The organism is Ciceribacter sichuanensis (assembly GCF_024055605.1).
GTDB lineage: Bacteria > Pseudomonadota > Alphaproteobacteria > Rhizobiales > Rhizobiaceae > Allorhizobium > Allorhizobium sichuanense.
The window spans coordinates 686,472-706,810 of the sequence record NZ_JAMXLX010000002.1; the positions used below are offsets into that span (position 1 = coordinate 686,472).

A 20,339-nucleotide genomic window follows, 5' to 3' on the forward strand; every position below is an offset into this window, starting at 1 on the left:
CCTCCCGAAGAAAATCGGGAACCTCACCAGAACTCGGCAGGCCGCACACGAAAACAGCGCCGGCTTTCACCGGCGCTGTCGTGATCAATGGTCGATCTTCGAAGATCAGGCTGCTGCAGAAGCAGCGAACGGAACTTCCGAGATCGTCTTCAGGACCTGCGAAGCGATCGCATAGGGGTCGCCCTGGGAGTTCGGACGACGATCTTCCAGGTAACCCTTGTAGTCGTTCTTGACGAAGGAGTGCGGAACGCGGATCGAGGCGCCACGGTCGGCAACGCCGTAGGAGAACTTGTTCCACGGAGCCGTTTCGTGCTTGCCGGTCAGACGCATGTGGTTGTCCGGGCCGTAAACGTTGATGTGGTCCATCAGGTTCTTGTCGAACTGCGCCATCAGACGTTCGAAATAGTCCTTGCCGCCAACTTCGCGCATGTACTTGGTCGAAAAGTTGCAGTGCATGCCCGAACCGTTCCAGTCGGTGTCGCCGAGCGGCTTGCAGTGCCATTCGATGTCGATGCCGTACTTTTCGCAGATGCGGAGCAGCAGGTAGCGAGCGATCCAGATCTGGTCAGCGGCCTTCTTGGAGCCCTTGCCGAAAATCTGGAATTCCCACTGGCCCTTGGCCACTTCGGCGTTGATGCCTTCGTGGTTAATGCCGGCTTCGAGGCACTGGTCGAGGTGCTCTTCGACGATCTGGCGAGCGATGGAGCCGACATTCTTATAGCCGACGCCGGTGTAGTACGGACCCTGCGGAGCCGGATAGCCGTGTTCCGGGAAGCCGAGCGGACGGCCGTCTTCGTAGAAGAAGTATTCCTGCTCGAAGCCGAACCATGCATCCTCGTCGTCGAGGATGGTCGCGCGGCTGTTCGACGGATGAGGCGTGACGCCGTCCGGCATCATGACTTCGCACATGACGAGAGCGCCGTTCTTGCGGGCCGGATCCGGGAATACGGCAACCGGCTTCAGGACGCAGTCGGAGCTACGGCCTTCGGCCTGCTCGGTCGACGAACCATCGAAACCCCAGTAGGGAAGTTCTTCCAGCGACGGGAAATTGTCGAATTCCTTGATCTGCGTCTTGCCACGCAGGTTCGGCACCGGCTTGTAGCCATCGAGCCAGATATACTCGAGCTTATACTTGGTCATTCTTGGTCTCTCTTCAGTCAAGCGTCCACCCATGGAGCGCAACAGAGGGGCGATTCTCCGGAACTCCGGCGAGTCGTTTTGGTAGAAGCAGGAAGTGTGCCAACTAATGAGAGCCGTCATCCGGCCGACACAATGACGCACCCCGCTACGGTTTGCGCGCGGGAATCCTTAACAGTTTCAGCTTATTGTGTGGGAACATGACACAGCCATACCGTGTTCTCGTGTATGGCGGGCCTCGTCGTAGATTGTGATGATTTCGCACTCACACATGTTTTTGGCCCATAAATGCCTATAATTTATGCATTTTGCACTTTTCGTGTGCATTCCATTTAAAGTTCTGTTAGGGAAGATCATCGGGCTCGAAAACCGATGAACAACGAAAGGCAGCAGCATGACAACGAACATGGTTCGGGAATCGGCGAAGATCCTGCAGTTCCCGGTAAGAAACATTCAGAAGCTGATGGAAACGCGCGAGCGCGACGACCGCTCACGCCCCGTGATTTACGAAAGCGGCGCAGGCAGTTGGTATCACGAGGATGCGATCCGCGAGGCGGAAGACGCGCGCAAGCAATAGCAAGCGCCAGACTGCCCTGTCACTCAGACCTTCGGTTCCTGGGGAGCGGACGTGTGACGCCGCCATCAGGGCCACGGCGGCAAGGCAACAAGGGTGACGAACCCGTTTCGGTAATCACGTGACCGCCAAAAATGGATAGCGTCCGTCTGCATTATCCCGCGCTATATACCTGGCATCCGGCCGATCGCGGCCTGGACGTCATCGCGAGTGGAAGCATCGCGGGCATCCGGTAGCCTGCTTCGGGCAACTCGCAGCTTCCTGCTGATCCCCCCTGAAATCTGCCTGACCGCACCGTCCCGCCCCTTTCGAAGACCGGATGAAGGAAAGCACTCGTGACCGGACACCCGTTTGCGACGGCCAGCCGGCAACGTCGGCCGTTAAATCGGCCAGCGCCATGACGAGCCCCGTTCGAGCGCTTCAGACGCTCTCCGGCAGGAGATGTCCAAGGCGGATGCGGGCGATCTTCTCGACCTGGGTGCAGGCCGTGGAAAACTCGGTTTCGCGGTCATTGGCTATACGCGCCTCGAAGGCGGCAAGGATGTCCTCCTTGGTCAGCCCGGTGACCGCAATGATAAAGGGAAAGCCGAACTTTTCGGTATAGGCCGAATTGATGTCGGTAAAGCGCGCAAACTGTTCGGGGCTGAGCTGGTCAAGCCCCGCACCGCTCTGCTCCCTGCGGCTTTCCATCGTCAGTTCGCCGGCAACGGCAAGACGCCCGGCAAGGTCCGGATGCGCCCGCAGAACTCCCAGCCGTTCGGCCGCGCTTGCCTTGCGAAACTGCTCGGCGAGCGCGGCATGCACGCTCGAAACCGTCAGCGGTTCGCTGATCGCCCCGACGTCGAAGGCTCGCTCGGCGATGAAGGGAGAATGCTCGAATACGCCGCCGAAGGTGGCGATGAAATCGTCTCGCGTCACCATGCGCTCACCACGTCGGCTTGTGATTCTTGTGCCAATGTTCAGCGATCTCGATACGCTTCGGGATCCACACCTTGTCATGCGACCGGACGTAATCGATGAAGCGCGAGAGCGCCGCGGCGCGTCCCGGACGGCCGACGAGACGGCAATGCAGGCCGATGGACAGCATCTTGGCGCTGCCGGCCTTGCCCTCTTCATAGAGCACGTCGAAGGCGTCCTTGAGATAGGTGAAGAACTGATCGCCGGAGTTGAAGCCCTGCGGTGTTGCAAACCGCATGTCGTTGGTTTCGAGCGTATAGGGGATGATCAGGAACGGCTTGCCATCGATGCCCTTCACCCAGTAGGGCAGATCGTCGGCATAGGAGTCCGACGAATAGACGAAACCGCCCTCCTCCATGACGAGCCTGAGCGTGTTGTCGGACGGCTTGCCCTGATACATGCCGAGCGGATGGGAACCGGTCAGCTCCTTGTGCAGGCGCACCGCCTCGAGGATATGCTTGCGCTCCTCCTCCTCGGAAAAGTCCTTGTATTCCAGCCAGCGATAACCGTGGCTGGCAATTTCCCAGCCGGCTTCCTTCATGGCGGCAACGGCTTCCGGGTTACGCGCCATGGCGAGTGTCACGCCATAGACCGTCACCGGAACATTGCGCTCGGTGAACATCCGCCAGAGGCGCCAGAAACCGGCCCGCGAGCCGTATTCGTAAATCGATTCCATGTTGAGATTGCGCTGGCCGGGCCAGGGCTGCGCGCCGACGATCTCGGACAGCAGGCTTTCCGAGGCCTTGTCGCCGTCCAGAATGCTGCTTTCACCGCCCTCCTCGTAGTTGACGACGAACTGGACGGCGATGCGGGCATCGCCGGGCCATTTCGGGTCCGGAGTGTTGCGGCCATAGCCGACGAGGTCGCGCGGATAGGTATCGGTCTGCATCAAATCACCCTGTGGAGACATGCCGCGCAAGCATCTGCCTGCTCACGGGGCACGACATCGGAAAAGAACAACAACTGTCGGCACGGGAGCGAATCCGGAAGATCGCGACGCGCCTGAATGCGTTACGCAAACGGTAAGCAGCGTGAAGGCCGATGTCGAGATGGAAACGTCAGAGCGGGGCGTTGCCTTTTTGGCGACACCCCCTCGCCGGCCCGCGACCGGACCGGCGTTCAGGCGATCTTGCGGGCGGAAATGCGCCCCATCGGATGCAGCGAGTGAACCTGGAACGGCGCCCCCGGCTCCTTCTCGACAAACAGGGCAAGATTGGAGAAATCCACCGGTTCGGATAGGACTGGCGCGAAATGCGCCCGCAGCGCTTCCTCGATCCGCGCGAATTCGTAAGGCGCCAGCGGACCGGTAAGCGGCATATGAAAGCGGAATTCGTCCATCACGTATGGATGACCCCAGCGATAGAGATTGGCGAACTGCGATGCCGACAATCCCTCCGGATTGCGCCGCTCGATTTCCGCTTCGGTCAGCGGTGCCCGGAAGGCATCGAATTCCTGCACTACGGCAGCGGCCAGATAGTCGAGTGCCGGGCACGGACGCTCCAGCACGAGGCCGAAGAAATCCCCGAGCCGGGCAATTTCGAGCCGCGGCAGTTCGAAGGGCTCCAGCGTTCCGGCAAAACGCATCAGGTCGCGAAGCATGGTGGCTTCAACGAGGTCGCTGTGCAGATGAAAGGGAGCTTTCAGCGTGGCGTGGAAGCCATAACGACGAGGCAAGGCGGTATGAAAGGCAATCTCGTGCACCCCAAGACCGCGCAGGGCGGGATGCTCGACGGCCTCGCCGGAATAGACATTGCGCCCGAGCCAGCCTGCGGCAGCAAGCGTCAGCGGGTCGCCCGAAGGGGGCGTGAAATGTATGGCATAGCGCATGCGAATACCTCACCCTCTTGTCCGTCGCCAATTTTAGCAATTGACGTTACAACACCGAGGTAGGTGATTTGCATGACAGGATCACGACGAGAGACCGGCCCCGGCCTCACGCATTGCGAGCAGCGATCACGATATGATGATGAAGCGCGAAGGATGAAGGCAGTCCGTTCGTATCACTTTCCGAATGCCCTGTAAAAGCGGCGACCGCCGCCTCCGCCAGTCGGTGCGCAATACCGAAGCTGACCTTGAAGCCGCCTGTCAGCGCATGGATGCGCGGATGATCGGGATGCGGCCCCACCATCGGGTCACGATCGATCGCCTTGGGCCGCAGCCCGGCCCACCGCTCGACCACCTCGGCATCGCGGAGCGCCGGTGCAAGCGCCCGCGCTCGACCGATCAGCCCTTCAAGCTGGTCATCGGTCGATGCCGGATCGTCGAACCTGTCCTCGCTGGTGCTGCCGATCGCGGCATAACCGCCCTCATGCGGCACGATGTAGAGACCGTCGAGATAAAGCAGCGGCAAGGCCGGATCGATATCGGCCTTCAGCAAGGCGGCCTGCCCCTTTACCGGTTGACCGAGCGGTTGCGGCAGCGGCGCTCCGAGCGACTGAAGCATGGGGAAGGACCTGTGGCCCGCCGCAATGATGCAGTGACCGAAGGAAACCGTCCGGCCATCCGAAAGCCCGGCAGTATCCGTCTCGGGATGGAGCAGATCGACCCCGGAATTCTCGATGATTCGGACGTGCGAGGCTTCTTTCAGGCGAGCGGTGAGCAATCCGGTCAGGCTGCGCGGCGATACCCGCGCGGCAAATGTGTCGCAGACGATGCCAGCCGCCATGAACTCTTCCGACGGCCAGCCGTTTCCCGCTGGCGAGGCATCGAGCGGCGTCCACGAGAAGGAGCGTGCGCCGTGATGCCAGTGCGCCTCCGCATCCTTGCAATGCCGTTCCGCGATCACCCGCAGATGCGGCTTCGGCAGCGGGATCAGCCTGCCGCTGCGACGATAGCCGGCCGACAGCCCGGTCTCTTCCTCCAACCGCCGGACTTCTTCCTCAAGGCTGATCAGCGCATCGAACTGGAACTGCTTCTTCTCCGACCAGCGATCCGGCATGTGGGGCATCAGCGCACCCAGCAATCCCCCACTTGCTCCGCGGGCAAGCGGCCCCTCATCAACCAGCAGCGTATCGATGCCCTGCCGCTGCGCATGCAGAGCCGCCCAGAGGCCCATGATGCCGCCGCCCACGATCAACAGGTCGGCGCGTAATTGACCTGACGGACGCGCGGCAGTATCCGCTTTGCTCATGACAGCTTCCCACACGATATCGCCGGCCGAAGGGCCGGATGCGAGCCAGGGGCAGGGCCTCACCTGGAACGAGGGCGATATGCCCTATTCGACTGCCTTTGGCGATCATTTTTATTGCCAGACCGATGGCCGTCTGGAATGCGGCCATGTCTTCCTTTCCGGCAATGGACTGCCAGACCGCTGGACGGGCTCCGGGACCTTCCGCATCGGCGAACTCGGCTTCGGCACCGGCCTCAACGCCTGTGAGACATGGCGACAGTGGAAGGAAACCCGAACAGCCGGCTCCGCCCTGCACCTCGTCTCCTTCGAGCTTTATCCGATGCAAGCCAAAGAGCTTGAACGCGCGCTTTCGCGCTGGCCGGAAATCGATGCGGAACGCAAGGCGCTCGTCGCCCTGTGGCCCGCAACGCCTGAAGGCGTGGTGGACATCACGCTGGACGACCAGACACGCCTGACTGTATTTTGCGGCGACGCCATGCAACGCCTGACAGCAAGCTCGCTCGCCTTCGATGCATGGTTCCTCGACGGCTTCGCCCCCTCCCGCAATCCGGCCATGTGGTCGCCGGAACTGATGCAGGCGGTGTTCGATCATACCGTCCCCGGCGGCAGCTTCGCGACCTATGCGGCGGCCGGCTTCGTCCGCCGCAATCTCGCGGGCACGGGCTTTGCCGTGGAAAGACGGAAGGGCTTCGCAGGAAAGCGCGAAATGCTCTGCGGCATCAGGCCCTCCGATGGCCTGGCCTCACTCTCCGGCCTCTAGCGCACCACGCGACGACTGCGAAGACAGCCACTGATTGATCTTCTGCTGCATGTTCTCCGGGCTGATCGGCTTCGACATGTAGTCGTCCATACCGGCGGCAAGGCAGAGTTCCTGATCGAGATCCTGCGCATGGGCCGTGACACCGATGATCGGCACATGCTGCCCGTCGCCGAGCGCGCGCTCCTCCTCACGGATGGTTCGCGCCGCCTGATGACCGTTCAACACCGGCATGGAAACATCCATCAGGATCAGCCGAGGGGAAAGCGAGCGCCACGCGTCCACTGCCTCACGACCGTTTTCCACGATCCGCCAGGTCAGGTTTGTCGCCTGCATGATCTGACGGAAGACGATCTGGTTGACCTCGTTGTCTTCGGCAATCAACACGTCACAGGCGCTTGCGACGGGTGCCTTTCGCTCTTCCTTGCGCTCGGCAGTCTGAACCGGCGGCGCGGAGAGAACCGGTGAGGAAACGCGAGCCGAAGCAGGCGCCGGCGCCGGCGCCATGAAACGTCCGGCATGGGTGCGAAGCCGCGCTGCGCGAACCACGTCGATGACGGCGCTACGCAACAGATTGGCACGCGCGGGCTTCATCAGATGCGCCTGAATGTTGAGTTCCTGGAAGATGCGCTCGTCGCCGAGCATGTCCATCGATGTCAGGAAAATGATTGCGCTGGCATCGAAGCGGCGGTCCGCCCGGATCAGACGGGCGACATCGACACCGTTCATCACCGGCATCTGGTAGTCGATGATCAGCGCATCGATGACCACGCCGACCTGAGCGGCTTCTTCCAGTATCGACAGCGCGGCCGGGCCGCTCTCGACGGCGAGGCAATCGAAGCCCCACATCGTCAGCTGCTCCGTCAGGATCTGGCGGTTGACGGCGTTATCGTCAATGACGAGCACATGGGCGTTTCTGACATTGACCGGCATGGCGTTATGCTTCTGCCGTTCGCTTGCCATGACAAAGGGCAACTGAACGGTAAACACCGACCCCTTGCCCAATTCGCTCTCCACATCGATATGCCCGCCGAAAAGGCCGACAAGGCCTGCCGTTATGGCAAGACCGAGACCCGTTCCCTCATGCCGCCGGGTGGACGAGCTATCGACCTGCGAAAACTTTTCGAAGATCGAGGCCCGCTTTTCGGCGGGAATACCGATGCCCGTATCCTCGATCTGCACCGTCAGCAGCGTGCGGCCCTCGGCCAGAGCCTCGCTCGATACGGCGATCAGCACATGCCCCTTCTCGGTGAACTTGATCGCATTGCCGACGAGATTGGTGACGACCTGCCGGAAGCGCCCGGCATCGCCGATCACCATATGGCGGACAGTCGCGTCGCCGCGCACGATGAGTTCGATGTCCTTCTCCGAGGCGGAGGCGGACAGAAGCGTCGCCACGTCTTCGATCGCCTCGACCGGATCGAACGGCGTCTTGCGCAGCTGCAGCTGGCCGGCGTCGATGCGGGAAAAATCGAGGATGTCGTTGATGATGGTCAGCAGCGCGTTGCCGGACTTGACGATGATATCGACAAAAGTCTTCTGCCGCGTGTCGAGAGCGGATTTCGAAAGAAGTTCCGCCATGCCGAGAACACCGTTCATCGGCGTGCGGATCTCGTGGCTCATATTCGCGAGGAATTCGGATTTCGCCTTGTCCGCCGCCTCGCTGCGCGCAAGCAGGACCTTCAGCTCTTCCTCGCCCTTCTTGATCTCCGTGACATCGGTCATGACGACCATCCAGTGACCGCGACCACTGACGGTCGCTTCCATCTGGACCCAGGTCTTCCGGTTGGCGAGGAAGGTGGTCGAAACACCGCTCGCCGAACGCGCCTTCTCCCGCCACTCCCGGAGTATCGACATTGCATCCGGTCCGAAATCGCCACGCTTGGCGCAATAGGCAAAGGCGGCGTGCCAGCTCTGCCCCTTCTCGACCATCACCGGGGGCAAGCCGAGTATCCGCACGAGCGCATCATTGCTTTCGATGATGACGCCATCCTCGATCACCACCAGCCCCTGCGACATGACGCGCGTCGCGTCCTGCATGACCTGTCCGAGGCGTTCGAGCTGCGCGCGCGCCTCGCTGATCTCCAGTTCACGTCGGCGTATATCCGTGAGGTCGGAATAGGTGAGCAGTATCCGGTCGTCATTGAGCCGGGTGACCGTGCTCAATACGTATTTTCCATCGTCGTAGACGAGGTCGCGAACCACCGATCCCTGCAGGCTGCGGAACAGCTCGACCCGCTGCCGGTAGCCTTCCTCGAACTCCACGTCCGGCCAGCTCCAGCCGCGCCCGCGGTTAAGCTCGCAATAATATCGGAAGGACATGCCCTCAAGCGGAACATCCTTTGGCCAACACCAGATTGTCGAGCATTTTTCATTGACGAATTCGACGATCATGTCGCGATTGAGGATCGCGACACCGACCGGCATGATGTGGAAAACACTAAGCAGGTCGTCGTAAAGCTTTTCGGCGCGCCCCTGGGCCTCGATGAGTTCCCGTTCGCGAACCTTGAGCAGGGTGACGTCGGTGATCGAGCCGACGATGTAGCGATGGTCGTCGGCCGTCATAATGCGGTTGAGCCGTGTGATGACTGATGCCGGACGCTCGCCGGGCAACATGATATCCTGTGGCCGCTCGAAGCTTTCGCCCGTCGCAAGCACCTGTTCGTTTTCGGCGCGAAGCTGCTTGCCGGAATGCGGAAACATCTCGTCCTCGCGCATGCCGTAGAATTCGTCTCGCGGCTTGCCCTGCAACATCTCGTAGGCGGCATTGGCGAAGATCAGCCGCCTGTCGCTGTCGCGGATGAAAACGGGCACCGGCAGCTGCTCGATCGCCGTGCGATAGAGAATGGTCTCCTGTTCGCGCTGATGCAACTCCGTGACATCGGAATAGGTCACAAGGATCTTGCCATTGGCAAGCCGCCGGCTCCGGATCGCAAGGATAAGTCCGCCAGGGGTTTCCGCCTGCGAGACGACGCTGTTTCCATCCTCGCTGAACTGGGACAGCCGCGCCTGATAGATCGCCTCGACGTCCACCAGTGCGGTATCCCCGTAGCGTCCCCGGCTGAAATTATAGTCCAGAAACGCCCGATACGAATGCCCCACCGGCTGATAGGTATCATCGGCTTCCAGCATGTCGCAGAAAGCGTCGTTGACGTATTCGATCGTGAGCGCATCGTCGAGGATCATCACCCCGACCGGCAGCGATTTCAGCAGGCTCTCGAGATAGCTGTGCAGCTCCTCTGCTTCCGCCCGCGCCTCGATGAGTTCCCGCTCGCGCTGCTTTGTCGCGGTCGTGTCGGTGATCGAGCCGACGAGATAATGCTTGCCGTTGCTGGCAGTGATCCGGTTCTTGCGGGTGATCGCCGGCAGTTCGAACCCGTCGACAAATCGGAAGACCTGCTCGGTCAGCAGAACCTTTCCGCCCTGCAACACCTGGCTGTTCTCGGTGTGGTAGGTGCCGCCCTTGTCGCCGAAGGTTTCCCACTCGTCCTTGCCGATGAGATCGTCCCGGTCGATATTCACGATGGCCGCATAGGCATCGTTGGCGAAGACCATGCGGTGATCGCTGTCGCGCACGAAGGTCGCCGTCGGTATGTCCTCGAGAACCATGCGCAGAAGCTCGGTCCGGTCCGTGGTGGACGGCACAGACGCCGATGGCGTCCGCTCCTCGATGACACGCCTCGGCATCCCCTCGGCCATGCCGAACAGGAAAATGCTGTCGTCCTCATCCAGAAAACGCTCGATCTTCAGGGCGACCCTCTGGGAGCCGCCGGGATTCAGGACCAGCGCGCGCTCATCCTCCCCGAACACCAGCGCACGGCGTTCGCGGTCGTCACGATCGAGATATTCCGCCTGACCGAAGGCTTCCTGATCGGTTTTTCCAGCAATGGATTGCGAGCTGACGCGCATGAAGCGGGCATAGGCCTCGTTGACCGAGACGTAACGCAACTCGCTGTCCTTGACGAAGGCCGGCACATCGAGCTCGGCGATCTTCTCGCAGGCTAGTCTCAGCAAATCGCCACCCGTATTCAAGAATGCACCCCTGAGACGACCATGACTTCGAATGGTAAATGCTTGGTAACCAAGACAGCCTGCATGACGCTGACCACTAAAATCCCGACTCGCCCCTTCACGTTCATCCTGCCTCAATATGACGTGGTCATTGTTCCAGTTAAGCCAGTCATTCGTCGCAATTGGCTATGTCATCCCCGAGAGGAACCCGGATAGTATCCATGTCGAGGATGACACAATGGATAGACCATGAGCGACATTACACCGCCTGCCTTGCCCGAGACTGAAACCCTCTCCGCTCCGGCCGAACGGCGGCGTCGCAGCGGTGGACGCGGGGCTGAACGGCAACGTCCGGCTGGTGCTCCGAAATATCGCAACCTCGTCAACCGGCTGGCGAAGACCGAGCTTCTCGACCAGCAGGCGCTCGATGACATTCACGAGGCCTCGCTGACCGTTCTCGAGGAAATCGGCATGGACATCATCCTGCCGGAGGCCCGCGAGATCATGCGCCGGGCCGGCGCCTCCGTGACCGAGGGAACGGAGCGTGTCCGTTTCGATCGCGGCCTCATCATGGACATGATCGCATCGGCGCCGGCGCAATTCACGCTCCACGCGCGCAACCCAGCCCGCAATGTCGCGATCGGCGGCAACAATCTGGTTTTCGCCCAGGTCGCCTCGGCCCCCTTCGTCGCCGACCGCGAAGGCGGCCGCCGCGCCGGAAACCAGGAAGACTACCGCAAGCTCATCAAGCTCGCCCAGTGCTACGACATCATCCACACCACCGGCGGCTATCCGGTGGAACCGGTCGACATCCACGCCTCGATCCGCCACCTCGACTGCCTGTCGGATCTGGCAAAGCTCACCGACAAGCCGTTCCATGCCTATTCGCTCGGCAAACAGCGTAACCTCGACGGACTGGAAATAGCCCGAATCGCCCGTGGCATCAGCACGGAGCAGATGGAACAGGAGCCATCGCTCTTCACCATCATCAATTCGTCGTCGCCACTGCGCCTCGACGGCCCGATGCTTCAGGGCATCATCGAGATGTCCTCCCGCAATCAGGTGGTTGTCATCACACCGTTTACGCTCGCCGGAGCCATGGCGCCGGTGACGATTGCCGGAGCGCTGGTGCAACAGAACGCCGAGGCCCTGTGCGGCATCGCCTTCACGCAGATGGTGCGCAAGGGCGCGCCGGTAATGTATGGCGGCTTCACCTCGAATGTCGACATGAAGACCGGAGCGCCCGCCTTCGGCACGCCGGAATACATGAAGGCCGTGGTTGCCGGCGGACAGCTTGCCCGCCGCTACGGCATTCCATACCGTACCTCGAACACCAACGCCTCCAACACCCTCGACGCGCAGGCGGCCTACGAATCGGCGCTGTCGCTCTGGGCGCTGACGCAGGGCGGCGGCAATTTCATCATGCATGCCGCCGGCTGGACGGAGGGCGGCCTCACAGCCTCCTTCGAAAAGTTCATCCTCGATGTCGACATGCTGCAGATGGTCGCCGAATTCCTGACGCCGCTCGATGTCAGCCCCGACGCGCTGGCGCTCGACGCCGTGCGCGACGTCGGCCCCGGCGGACACTTCTTCGGCACGGCTCATACGCTTGCCCGCTACGAGAGCGCCTTCTATTCGCCGCTTCTTTCCGACTGGCGCAACTACGAGACCTGGACGGAGGCCGGTCGTCCGACCACCTACGACCACGCCAACCGCATCTACAAGGAAGCGCTTGCGCGTTACGAGCGTCCGCCGCTCGATCCGGCAATCGAGGAGGAACTGGATGCCTTCGTGGCGAAGCGCAAGGCGGAAGGCGGCGTCGCCACCGACTTCTGATCAGCCGGCCTGCAGCCGCTCCAGATAGACGTCGTATGTCTGGTGCTGTTCGAGTTCGAACCGCTCGGCCAGCACCTTCCACGCCTCCACCCGGTCGAGGCGAAAATCGCGGAAGTCGCCGCGCTTCTCGCACCATGCCGTCATCAGCCACAGCCCACCGAAGGCGCTGAGCGCAAGCGGCCGGACGGTCCGCTCGCTGCGTTCTCCCGTCAGCGCATGGTAGGAAATCCACACCTTGCGCCGCGCCGAAAGCGCGCCCCTGATATCTCCGAGACAGGCCGGGGGCGCGGGCTGCGCCGCCGAACGGAAGGCGTGGATCTGGGCACTGGCAAGCCGCGCGGCGTGCTCCGCCGGCAGGAGACCGAGGATCTTTTCACGCGCCTCGCGAGCAGCCTGACCGAGCCGCGGATCGCCGAGCATCTGCGCCGCCCGCAGGCCGAAGGCCAATGCCTCCAGCTGTTCGAAGGTGAAGGTCAGCGGCGGCGCGTCGAAGGCCTCCCGCAGCATGTAGCCGACACCGCGCTCCCCCTCGATCGGTGCGCCCGAAGCCATCAGGTGCTGCATGTCACGATAGATCGTGCGCGGCGCTACCTCCATCTTCGCGGCAATCTCGTCGGCTGTCATGGCGCGCCCGGTGGAGCGCATCAGCTGAATGATCCGGAACAGGCGGTCGGCGGGACGCATGATCGAGCCTCGGTGATTGCAGTGGCCATAAGGCTGTCAGGAGCCATGTGATAGGTCAAGCGCATCGACAGACAAGGAGCATCCCATGACCGATATCGCCATGACCGACACCACCATTTTCGAAATCGCTGTCTGTACTATCGCCGACGAACCGGAGGCGGAAGAGGCACGGAAAGCCGCGATGGAAGCCGTTCGTCATTACCCCGGTTTCATAAGCTGGCAGGCCCTTACGGCGAACGACCGGCCGGAACAGATCGCCGACATCGTGGAATGGGCGAACAGGGAAGCCGCCGACGCCGCTGCGGAGAGAGTGCGGACCGATCCGGCCTTCGCACCTTACATGGCGGCGATTGCCTCCATCTTACTGATGCGGCATTTTCACACCAGCCATAGCCTCTGAGCGCCATGCCCGAACCGTTGAAAAACCTGATCGGAGAGACCGTTGTCCGTGAGACCGCGGCAGCGCTGTCGCGGGCATGGCCGGAATTCGGCCGGCACACCTTCCTGGCGGAAATCCTGCCGGATCTCGACAGCCTCGAACTGATGCAGCGCAGCCAGTCGGTCGCCGCCGCCATGACCCGGCTGCTGCCGCAGGACTTTGCGAAAAGCGCCGTCATCCTGCGGGACTGCCTTCCCGGCGACAATCGACCCGGCCTGAGCGGATGGGCCTTGCTGGCCTTCAACCAGTATATCGGCGCAAACGGCCTCCAGCATTTCGAAACGTCTCTCGATCTCCTGAGGGCGCTGACGCCGCATTTCACCGCGGAATTCGGCATCCGCCCCTTCATTGCCGCCGACCCGCAACGCGCGCTGTCGATCATTTCTGGCTGGATCTCCGATCCGAACCATCATGTGCGGCGTCTCGCCAGTGAAGGCACCCGCCCCCGCCTGCCCTGGGCCATGCGGTTGCCGGAACTGATCCGCGACCCGTCGCCTCTCATGCCGATCCTGATCCCGCTCCTCGACGACCCCGAGGATTACGTTCGCCGCTCGGTGGCAAACAGCCTCAACGACATCGCCAAGGATCACCCCGATCTCGTCGCGGATTTCGTTTCGCGCCATCGGCAGGATGCCTCGCCGGAACGACTGTGGCTGCTGCGGCATGCATCGCGGACGCTGGTCAAGAAGGGGCATGCCGGGGCGCTCGCAAGCTTCGGCTTCGAAGCCGCAGAGGACATCGTTGCCGGTTTGTCGTTGAGGCAGGCCAAAATCGGCTTTCCCGGAGTTTTGGAATTCGCCGTCCGGCTGTCGAACGGGTCGGGCAAGGCCCAGCGTCTGCTGATCGACTACGCGATCCATCATCGCAAGAAGGACGGCTCTCTTTCGCCGAAAGTCTTCAAGGGCACCAGCCTGACGCTCGGGCCGAACGAAGCCGCGGATCTCGACCGCCGTCATGCCTTCCGCCCGATCACCACGCGTGTCTACTATCCCGGCCTTCACCGGCTGGAACTGCTGGTGAACGGCTCCCCGCTCGCTTCAGCCGAGTTTCATCTCGACATGAGGGAAGATCGGTAAAGGATTCCCGCATAACGGAAAACCCGGACGGCTCTCGCCGCCCGGGCTTCTTTTCCGGCCGTGTTCACGCGAAACCACCGCCGACCGTAAAAGCTCAATCGCGGCGCTTCCAGCCTGTCACCATGGCGCGCACGAGGTTCTCGCGGTGCTCGACACTGGCGAGCACCACGCCGGCGATATGCAGGGCGATCAGCCCGAGCGTCGCATAGACGAGTGTCTTGTGGGTATCCTCGACCCATTCAACGCCCCAATAGGCATCGGTAGTCTGCATGTAGCCGGTGGTGACAATGCCGGCGATCATGACGAGCAGTGCGATCACCATCGCGCCGCCGGCGGGGTTGTGTCCGATATAGCGTTTTGCCCGCATTCCGGCCGTATCCGCCAGAAAACGCAGCACCGTGAACGGGCTGTAAATGAAGTTCACGAAGCGGGCATGTTGCGAGCCGAAAAGGCCCCAGAGAACGCGAATGGCAACAAGGCCGCCGATGATATAGCCGGACACGATATGTGCCGATTTCCATTCATCGCCCGTGACGAAGGAAAAGGCGAAAAAGCCGACCAGCGACCAGTGGAACAGCCTGATGACGGGATCCCAGACCTTGATCCGTGCCGGCCGCATGTCGCGGCCGGCCACGGCGCCGGGCATTTGCTCAGCGGCTTCGGACATCAATCGTCTCCGTCGGCACCGACCTGAGCGCCGGTTTCCGGATTGAAGATCACCTCGACCTTCTTGCCGTCCTTGATGCCGTAGACTTCGTAGCAGCCGTTCTCGACCTTGACCTGGCGAACGTCGTAGCCGAGTTCGGAGGCCTTGGCCTTCAGTGCGTCCTTGGTCATCCACTTGTCCTGCGGAATGGAGCCGCACTTGCCACCTTCCTCTGCATGGGCGATCCCGCCGAAGACGGCGGCTGCGAAAAGGGTGGCAACAAGGGTCTTATTCATCGGAAAATATCCTTCGCTGAACCGGTCGGGCACCATTGCCCCGAACCGTTGGCGGCAAGCTAGTCGAAGGGTGCTGAGCGATAGCTGACGAAGAATGTCAGCGAAATTTCAGCTTGCCGGTGATATTGAGGGCCAATGAAGGTCGCGCGTGGGGCAGGCTCGGGATGGTTGGTCGCAACGGCTGCAGCATGTCTGCTGCTGCCGGGGTTCGTCCTTGGCCACGCGGGCGACATCCGTGCCGAGGAAGACCATTTCCATGCTGACACTGATGACGACCGGGATCGCATCCGCGAGAGCGTCGAGAAAGGTGAGATCAAGTCGCTGGCTGACCTGCGCCGCATCGTTCTCGCCCGGGTAAACGGCAAGATCGTTTCCACCGAAATTGACCGGAAGGGCAAAAGCCTCATCTACGAATTCCGTGTGCTCAGCACCGAAGGACGGCTGGTGGAGGTGGAAGTCGATGCCGCCTCCGGCCTCATACGCGAAATCGAGAACCAAGAATGAGGATCCTGCTGATCGAAGACGACATGCTGATCGCCCGCGACGTGATCTCCAATCTGGAGCGGGCGGGCTTCGTGGTTCTGCATGAAAAGGACGGCGAGACCGGCTGGTTCACCGGCGACACCGAGGATTTCGCCGCCATCGTGCTTGATCTCGGCCTACCGGGAATGGATGGCCTGTCAATCCTGAAACGCTGGCGCGGCTCCGGCCGCATGACGCCGGTGCTCGTCCTCACGGCCCGAGGCAACTGGCAGGAACGCGTTGAAGGGATCGACGCCGGCGCCGACGACTACCTCACCAAGCCCTTCCAGATGGCCGAACTTTTGGCGAGGCTGCGCGCCATCATTCGCCGCAGCGCCGGACAGGCCAACCCGGTCATCACCATCGGCGGTCTCTCCATCGACACGCGCACCAAGGCGGTGATGCTTGATGGCCTGCCTGTCGACCTGACGCCGCTCGAATACCGATGCCTCGCCTTCCTCGCCCACAACAGCGAACGCAACGTTTCCCAGATGGAACTGACGGAGCAGCTCTACGCCCAGGATTTCGAGCGCGACAGCAATTCCGTCGAAGTGCTCGTCGGACGCCTGCGCCGCAAGCTCGGCAAGGGGGTCATCACCACCCGGCGCGGCTATGGCTACCGGATCGGCGGAAGCGACGGATGATGCAAGCGATACGCAGCCGTTTCCTGCTGGTCTCTCTGGTCAGTGTCGCGCTGGCGCTGGTGATGGCGAGCGTCGTGCTCGTCTCGCTGTTCACCCGCAATCTGGAAACCCGCATCGACGACGAACTCACCGGCCATATCGACAACATCGCCGGCGCTCTGCGCTTTGCCGCAGACGGCACCCTGCAGCTCCCGGAACGGCCGGTGGACCGCCGGTTCGAGGAACCTTATGGCGGTCTTTACTGGCAGGTGGAAGACGATGCCAGAAAGAGTGAGCTACGCTCCGCATCCCTCTGGGATTATTCGCTTCCCCTACCCGACGACGAGCAGGAAACAGGCGCGATCCACCGATATCGATTGCGGGGACCGGAGGGCTCCAGCCTGATCGTGCAGGAACGCAAGATCGTCTTTGCAGCGCCTGACGGACGCCGCGCGATTCGTGTTGCCGCAGCCATCGACGGATCGGTCGTCGCGGATGCGCGCCGCGCTTTTGCCTTCGACATCATTCCCTACATGGTGGCGCTCGCTGTCTTCCTGATTGCAGCCTCGCTGGCGCAGCTCACCTATGGCCTCAGGCCTATCTCCTCGGTCAGTGAAGGTCTCGACCGCATCCGCGAACGCAAGGCCGAAAGGCTGACCGGCACCTTCCCGCGCGAATTGCGCGGCGTCGTCGCTGCCGTCAACCAGTTGCTCGACGCCCAGTCGCGCCTGATCGACAAGGCAAGGGCGCGTGCCGCCGATCTTGCCCACGGCCTGAAGACACCGCTGACCGTGCTGTCGAACGACGCCGCGACGCTCAGGGAGCGCGGGGACACGGAAATGGCCGACGAACTCTCCCACCTCGCGGGCGTGATGAAGGCGCACGTAGAACATGAACTGACCCGCAGCCGCATCGCGGCCAGCGCCGACCTACGCAAGTCCGACGCCGATCTCGCCGCCTCGCTCGGCATCATCGTGCGAACATTGAAGCGCACCCCGCGCGGCGAGGCGCTGGACTGGAACATCGAGGTTCCCACGGGCATCGAGGTTGGCATCGACCCGCTCGACCTGCAGGAGATGCTCGGCAACATCCTCGACAACGCCGTCAAATGGGGCCGCTCCACAATCCGCGTCCGTGCGGTGAGAAGGGACGAACGACCAGTTCTTACCATCGGGGACGATGGTCCCGGCGCTGATCCCGCCGGGCTCCGCACGATCATGCAGCGCGGCACTCGGCTCGATCTGAAGACCCCCGGCACAGGCATCGGACTTGCCATCGTCCGCGACATCGCAGACGTCTACGGCCTGGACATCGAGGCCGAAAACGTTGCAGCAGGCGGCTTTCGCGTCACCATCCGCTTCTGACGCCTTCGCTGCATTGCAAAAACATTTCTTGACTTTTTGTGGGGAAAGGCCCATTTGCAGAAACAGCTTTCACCTTCCGGCCGCCGCGTGAGCGTGCCCAGCGACAACTGAGACGTGAAGAAGGCAAGGCGCAGGATATGATACGGCCGCACACGTGCGGCTCATGCGCTGGAAAGATTTTTCCAACTCACAAGTTCCCATTTCACGCGGGGTTCTTGACGCTACGAACAGGCTGCACCGCAGAACGCGATGCAGTTCGATGTCTCGTGGCGCCCCCGAAAGGTACAGACATTGACCACTTTTCATGACCTCGGCCTGTCGCACAAGATCGTATCGACGCTCTCGGCCATCGGTTTCGAAACCGCAACGCCGATTCAGGAGCAGGCTATCCCGCTGGTGCTCCAGGGCCGTGATCTCGTCGGCCTCGCCCAGACCGGCACAGGCAAGACGGCCGCCTTCGGCCTGCCGATCATCGAGATGCTGATGACGAACGGCGACCGGCCGAAGCCGCGCTCGACGCGCGTGCTGATCCTCGCCCCCACCCGCGAACTGGTGAACCAGATCGGCGACAACCTGCGCAGCTACGTGCGCAAGACCCCGCTCAAGATCATCCAGGTCGTCGGCGGCGCATCGATCAACAAGCAGCAGTTCCAGCTTGAACGCGGCGCCGACATTCTCGTCGCCACCCCCGGCCGCCTGCTCGACCTGATCGAGCGCGAAGCCGTGACGCTCCGCGATATCACACACCTCGTGCTCGACGAAGCCGACCAGATGCTCGACCTCGGCTTCATCCACGACCTGCGCAAGATCGCCCGTATGGTGCCGAAGGACCGCCAGACGCTGCTCTTCTCGGCCACCATGCCGAAGACCATCGCGGACCTCGCCGGAAGCTTCCTGACCGATCCGGTCAAGGTCGAGGTTGCGCCTCCGGGCAAGGCTGCCGACAAGGTCGATCAGTATGTGCATTTCGTCAACGGCCAGAACCACAAGACCGAAATGCTGAAGAAGATCCTGGCGGACAATCCGGACGGCCGCTCGATCGTCTTCCTGCGCACCAAGCACGGCGCGGAAAAGCTGATGAAGCATCTCGACGTCACCGGCTTCTCGGTTGCCTCGATCCATGGCAACAAGAGCCAGGGCCAGCGCGAACGCGCACTCAAGGGCTTCCGTGACGGCGCATTCCGCACGCTGATCGCCACCGACGTCGCCGCCCGCGGCATCGACATCCCGGCCGTCAGCCATGTCTTCAACTACGACCTGCCGGAAGTTCCGGACGCTTACATACACCGCATCGGCCGCACCGCGCGCGCCGGCCGCGATGGCATCGCCATCGCTTTCTGCGGCCCGGATGAAGGCCGTCTGCTGCGCGACATCGAGCGCCTCATGGGCATCGATATCCCGGTGGCAAGCGGCGAAGCCCCGGCAAACCTCAACCGCCCGGCCCGCCCGCAGCGTCGTGGCGGCGGTGGCGCTGGCGGCGGCAACAACCGCAATCATCAGGGCCAGGGCCGCGGCAAGCATGAGAGCGAAGCACGCTCGGCCAATGGCGAGGGACGTCCCGCCCAGAAGCAGGGCCATCGCAAGGGCAATGGTGGCGGACGCCCCGGCGGCCCCTCCAACGCGGCTCATGGCAAGCCGGGCGGCTCCCCCCCCGCAAACCAGCAGCGCAATCGCCGCCGCGAGGCCTGAGCGGAGCTTTCCGCTTCTACATGACGATAAGACCAGAGGCGCGGCTTGGACCGCGCCTTTTTCTTTGGGTGACAAACTGGTCACCCCCAACCCCAAGCTTCCTCACATCGCTCGATCGCACCATCCGGCCGTGATAATCAAGGCTTCACCCCCGAGGGGGCAGCGATTCCCCCGACCCGTGAAGAGGACCTGCATGTCGAGATTGCTTATCGCCGTCCTGACGATCCTTTCCCTGGTGGCGCCCGCAAGCGCAGAGTCGAAAATCGACATATTGACCATCCTCGACCAGTTCATGATTTCCAAGGCGGTCGCATCGAAATGCACGCCACCCGACAAAGAAAAACGCGCGAAGTTCCTTCTGAACATGGAAACCGTGAGGTTGCATGCAACTCAGAGGCTGAAGAAAATGTATCCGAAGGCCACCGACGAGATGATCGCCAAGGGCGCGATGCAGCGGCAGGCTGAACTCAATAAGGGGGTTTCAGAAATTGTCGCCAAGGAAGGCTGCGATGGCCCTCAGATAAAGGAAGCGCTCAAGCGCTTCGATATACAGGCTGACATGAACCTGTTTGCGCTGACAAAGGACAAATAGTCCCCG

Annotated in this window: 19 protein-coding genes; 10 read left to right on the forward strand and 9 right to left on the reverse strand. The window is 62.0% G+C overall.

Annotation, left to right across the window (positions count from 1 at the left end; genetic code table 11):
• Nucleotides 1–105 precede the first annotated feature (105 nt).
• Nucleotides 106–1,140, reverse strand: a complete 1,035-nt coding sequence (locus tag NBH21_RS09580; protein WP_250915722.1) for a glutamine synthetase beta-grasp domain-containing protein — start codon at nt 1,138–1,140, stop codon at nt 106–108.
• 391 nt (nt 1,141–1,531) lie between these two features.
• Here NBH21_RS09580 and NBH21_RS09585 point away from each other — a divergent pair, with 391 nt between their 5' ends.
• Nucleotides 1,532–1,714 carry a DUF2735 domain-containing protein gene (locus tag NBH21_RS09585; RefSeq protein WP_250915721.1) on the forward strand — a complete coding sequence of 61 codons (183 nt, stop codon included), beginning with the start codon at nt 1,532–1,534 and terminating at the stop codon, nt 1,712–1,714.
• A gap of 417 nt (nt 1,715–2,131) precedes the next feature.
• Here NBH21_RS09585 and uraD read toward each other — a convergent pair whose 3' ends face one another.
• From uraD to NBH21_RS09605, 4 genes are all read right to left on the reverse strand, one after another.
• Nucleotides 2,132–2,632 carry a 2-oxo-4-hydroxy-4-carboxy-5-ureidoimidazoline decarboxylase gene (gene uraD / locus NBH21_RS09590; RefSeq protein ID WP_250915720.1) on the reverse strand — a complete coding sequence of 167 codons (501 nt, stop codon included), beginning with the start codon at nt 2,630–2,632 and terminating at the stop codon, nt 2,132–2,134.
• A gap of 4 nt (nt 2,633–2,636) precedes the next feature.
• A complete protein-coding gene (gene puuE / locus NBH21_RS09595) occupies nt 2,637–3,557 on the reverse strand; it encodes an allantoinase PuuE (protein ID WP_250915719.1) in 921 nt (306 codons plus the stop codon).
• Between the two features lie 230 nt (nt 3,558–3,787).
• Nucleotides 3,788–4,495 (reverse strand): DUF1045 domain-containing protein, encoded by a 708-nt coding sequence (locus NBH21_RS09600; protein WP_250915718.1) that lies wholly within the window; start codon nt 4,493–4,495, stop codon nt 3,788–3,790.
• A 106-nt stretch (nt 4,496–4,601) separates the two neighbouring features.
• Nucleotides 4,602–5,798: an NAD(P)/FAD-dependent oxidoreductase gene (locus tag NBH21_RS09605; RefSeq protein WP_250915717.1), complete on the reverse strand. Its 1,197-nt coding sequence runs from the start codon at nt 5,796–5,798 to the stop codon at nt 4,602–4,604.
• Here NBH21_RS09605 and mnmC2 point away from each other — a divergent pair.
• On the forward strand, nt 5,797–6,558 hold the full coding sequence (gene mnmC2, locus NBH21_RS09610) for a tRNA (5-methylaminomethyl-2-thiouridine)(34)-methyltransferase MnmC2 (protein ID WP_250915716.1): 762 nt from the start codon (nt 5,797–5,799) through the stop codon (nt 6,556–6,558). The two genes, NBH21_RS09605 and mnmC2, sit on opposite strands and share 2 nt — an antisense overlap.
• Here mnmC2 and NBH21_RS09615 read toward each other — a convergent pair.
• Complete coding sequence (locus tag NBH21_RS09615; protein WP_250915715.1) at nt 6,541–10,587, reverse strand: PAS domain-containing protein; 4,047 nt, start codon at nt 10,585–10,587, stop codon at nt 6,541–6,543. The two genes, mnmC2 and NBH21_RS09615, sit on opposite strands and share 18 nt — an antisense overlap.
• 228 nt (nt 10,588–10,815) lie before the next feature.
• Here NBH21_RS09615 and NBH21_RS09620 point away from each other — a divergent pair, with 228 nt between their 5' ends.
• Entirely contained in the window at nt 10,816–12,402 is a 1,587-nt protein-coding gene (locus tag NBH21_RS09620) for a trimethylamine methyltransferase family protein (RefSeq protein WP_250915714.1), read from the forward strand.
• Here the strand turns inward: NBH21_RS09620 and NBH21_RS09625 are convergent, their stop codons facing one another.
• Nucleotides 12,403–13,086, reverse strand: coding sequence for a helix-turn-helix transcriptional regulator (locus NBH21_RS09625; protein ID WP_250915713.1), 684 nt, complete (start codon nt 13,084–13,086; stop codon nt 12,403–12,405).
• Between the two features lie 85 nt (nt 13,087–13,171).
• Between NBH21_RS09625 and NBH21_RS09630 the strand changes: the two genes are divergently transcribed.
• Nucleotides 13,172–13,486, forward strand: a complete 315-nt coding sequence (locus NBH21_RS09630) for a hypothetical protein (protein WP_250915712.1) — start codon at nt 13,172–13,174, stop codon at nt 13,484–13,486.
• Nucleotides 13,487–13,491: 5 nt separating this feature from the next.
• Entirely contained in the window at nt 13,492–14,601 is a 1,110-nt protein-coding gene (locus tag NBH21_RS09635) for a DNA alkylation repair protein (RefSeq protein WP_250915711.1), read from the forward strand.
• A gap of 94 nt (nt 14,602–14,695) precedes the next feature.
• Here the strand turns inward: NBH21_RS09635 and NBH21_RS09640 are convergent, their stop codons facing one another.
• Both NBH21_RS09640 and NBH21_RS09645 read right to left on the reverse strand, forming a co-directional pair.
• Nucleotides 14,696–15,268, reverse strand: coding sequence for a cytochrome b/b6 domain-containing protein (locus NBH21_RS09640; RefSeq protein ID WP_250915710.1), 573 nt, complete (start codon nt 15,266–15,268; stop codon nt 14,696–14,698).
• The gene (locus NBH21_RS09645) at nt 15,268–15,543 is read right to left on the reverse strand and encodes a PepSY domain-containing protein (RefSeq protein ID WP_250915709.1); all 276 of its coding nucleotides are present in this window, start codon (nt 15,541–15,543) and stop codon (nt 15,268–15,270) included. The genes NBH21_RS09640 and NBH21_RS09645 overlap by 1 nt, the downstream gene beginning before the upstream one ends.
• A gap of 135 nt (nt 15,544–15,678) precedes the next feature.
• Here NBH21_RS09645 and NBH21_RS09650 point away from each other — a divergent pair, with 135 nt between their 5' ends.
• The 5 genes from NBH21_RS09650 (at nt 15,679) to NBH21_RS09670 (ending at nt 20,333) form a co-directional block, all read left to right on the forward strand.
• Nucleotides 15,679–16,047 carry a PepSY domain-containing protein gene (locus tag NBH21_RS09650; RefSeq protein ID WP_250915708.1) on the forward strand — a complete coding sequence of 123 codons (369 nt, stop codon included), beginning with the start codon at nt 15,679–15,681 and terminating at the stop codon, nt 16,045–16,047.
• Entirely contained in the window at nt 16,044–16,709 is a 666-nt protein-coding gene (locus tag NBH21_RS09655) for a response regulator transcription factor (protein ID WP_250915707.1), read from the forward strand. Before NBH21_RS09650 ends, NBH21_RS09655 begins: the two co-directional genes overlap by 4 nt.
• The gene (locus NBH21_RS09660; protein WP_250915706.1) at nt 16,706–18,052 is read left to right on the forward strand and encodes a sensor histidine kinase; all 1,347 of its coding nucleotides are present in this window, start codon (nt 16,706–16,708) and stop codon (nt 18,050–18,052) included. The genes NBH21_RS09655 and NBH21_RS09660 overlap by 4 nt, the downstream gene beginning before the upstream one ends.
• A 291-nt stretch (nt 18,053–18,343) precedes the next feature.
• Nucleotides 18,344–19,741, forward strand: coding sequence for a DEAD/DEAH box helicase (locus tag NBH21_RS09665; RefSeq protein WP_250915705.1), 1,398 nt, complete (start codon nt 18,344–18,346; stop codon nt 19,739–19,741).
• A gap of 202 nt (nt 19,742–19,943) precedes the next feature.
• Complete coding sequence (locus NBH21_RS09670; protein ID WP_250915704.1) at nt 19,944–20,333, forward strand: hypothetical protein; 390 nt, start codon at nt 19,944–19,946, stop codon at nt 20,331–20,333.
• The last annotated feature ends 6 nt before the right edge of the window (nt 20,334–20,339 follow it).

Coding starts and splice junctions, on each gene's coding strand:
- NBH21_RS09580 (WP_250915722.1), bottom strand. CDS start 1,140: ATGACCAAGTATAAGCTCGAGTATATCTGGCTCGATGGCTACAAGCCG.
- NBH21_RS09585 (WP_250915721.1), top strand. CDS start 1,532: ATGACAACGAACATGGTTCGGGAATCGGCGAAGATCCTGCAGTTCCCG.
- uraD (WP_250915720.1), bottom strand. CDS start 2,632: ATGGTGACGCGAGACGATTTCATCGCCACCTTCGGCGGCGTATTCGAG.
- puuE (WP_250915719.1), bottom strand. CDS start 3,557: ATGCAGACCGATACCTATCCGCGCGACCTCGTCGGCTATGGCCGCAAC.
- NBH21_RS09600 (WP_250915718.1), bottom strand. CDS start 4,495: ATGCGCTATGCCATACATTTCACGCCCCCTTCGGGCGACCCGCTGACG.
- mnmC2 (WP_250915716.1), top strand. CDS start 5,797: ATGACAGCTTCCCACACGATATCGCCGGCCGAAGGGCCGGATGCGAGC.
- NBH21_RS09605 (WP_250915717.1), bottom strand. CDS start 5,798: ATGAGCAAAGCGGATACTGCCGCGCGTCCGTCAGGTCAATTACGCGCC.
- NBH21_RS09620 (WP_250915714.1), top strand. CDS start 10,816: ATGAGCGACATTACACCGCCTGCCTTGCCCGAGACTGAAACCCTCTCC.
- NBH21_RS09625 (WP_250915713.1), bottom strand. CDS start 13,086: ATGCGTCCCGCCGACCGCCTGTTCCGGATCATTCAGCTGATGCGCTCC.
- NBH21_RS09630 (WP_250915712.1), top strand. CDS start 13,172: ATGACCGATATCGCCATGACCGACACCACCATTTTCGAAATCGCTGTC.
- NBH21_RS09635 (WP_250915711.1), top strand. CDS start 13,492: ATGCCCGAACCGTTGAAAAACCTGATCGGAGAGACCGTTGTCCGTGAG.
- NBH21_RS09640 (WP_250915710.1), bottom strand. CDS start 15,268: ATGTCCGAAGCCGCTGAGCAAATGCCCGGCGCCGTGGCCGGCCGCGAC.
- NBH21_RS09645 (WP_250915709.1), bottom strand. CDS start 15,543: ATGAATAAGACCCTTGTTGCCACCCTTTTCGCAGCCGCCGTCTTCGGC.
- NBH21_RS09650 (WP_250915708.1), top strand. CDS start 15,679: ATGAAGGTCGCGCGTGGGGCAGGCTCGGGATGGTTGGTCGCAACGGCT.
- NBH21_RS09655 (WP_250915707.1), top strand. CDS start 16,044: ATGAGGATCCTGCTGATCGAAGACGACATGCTGATCGCCCGCGACGTG.
- NBH21_RS09660 (WP_250915706.1), top strand. CDS start 16,706: ATGATGCAAGCGATACGCAGCCGTTTCCTGCTGGTCTCTCTGGTCAGT.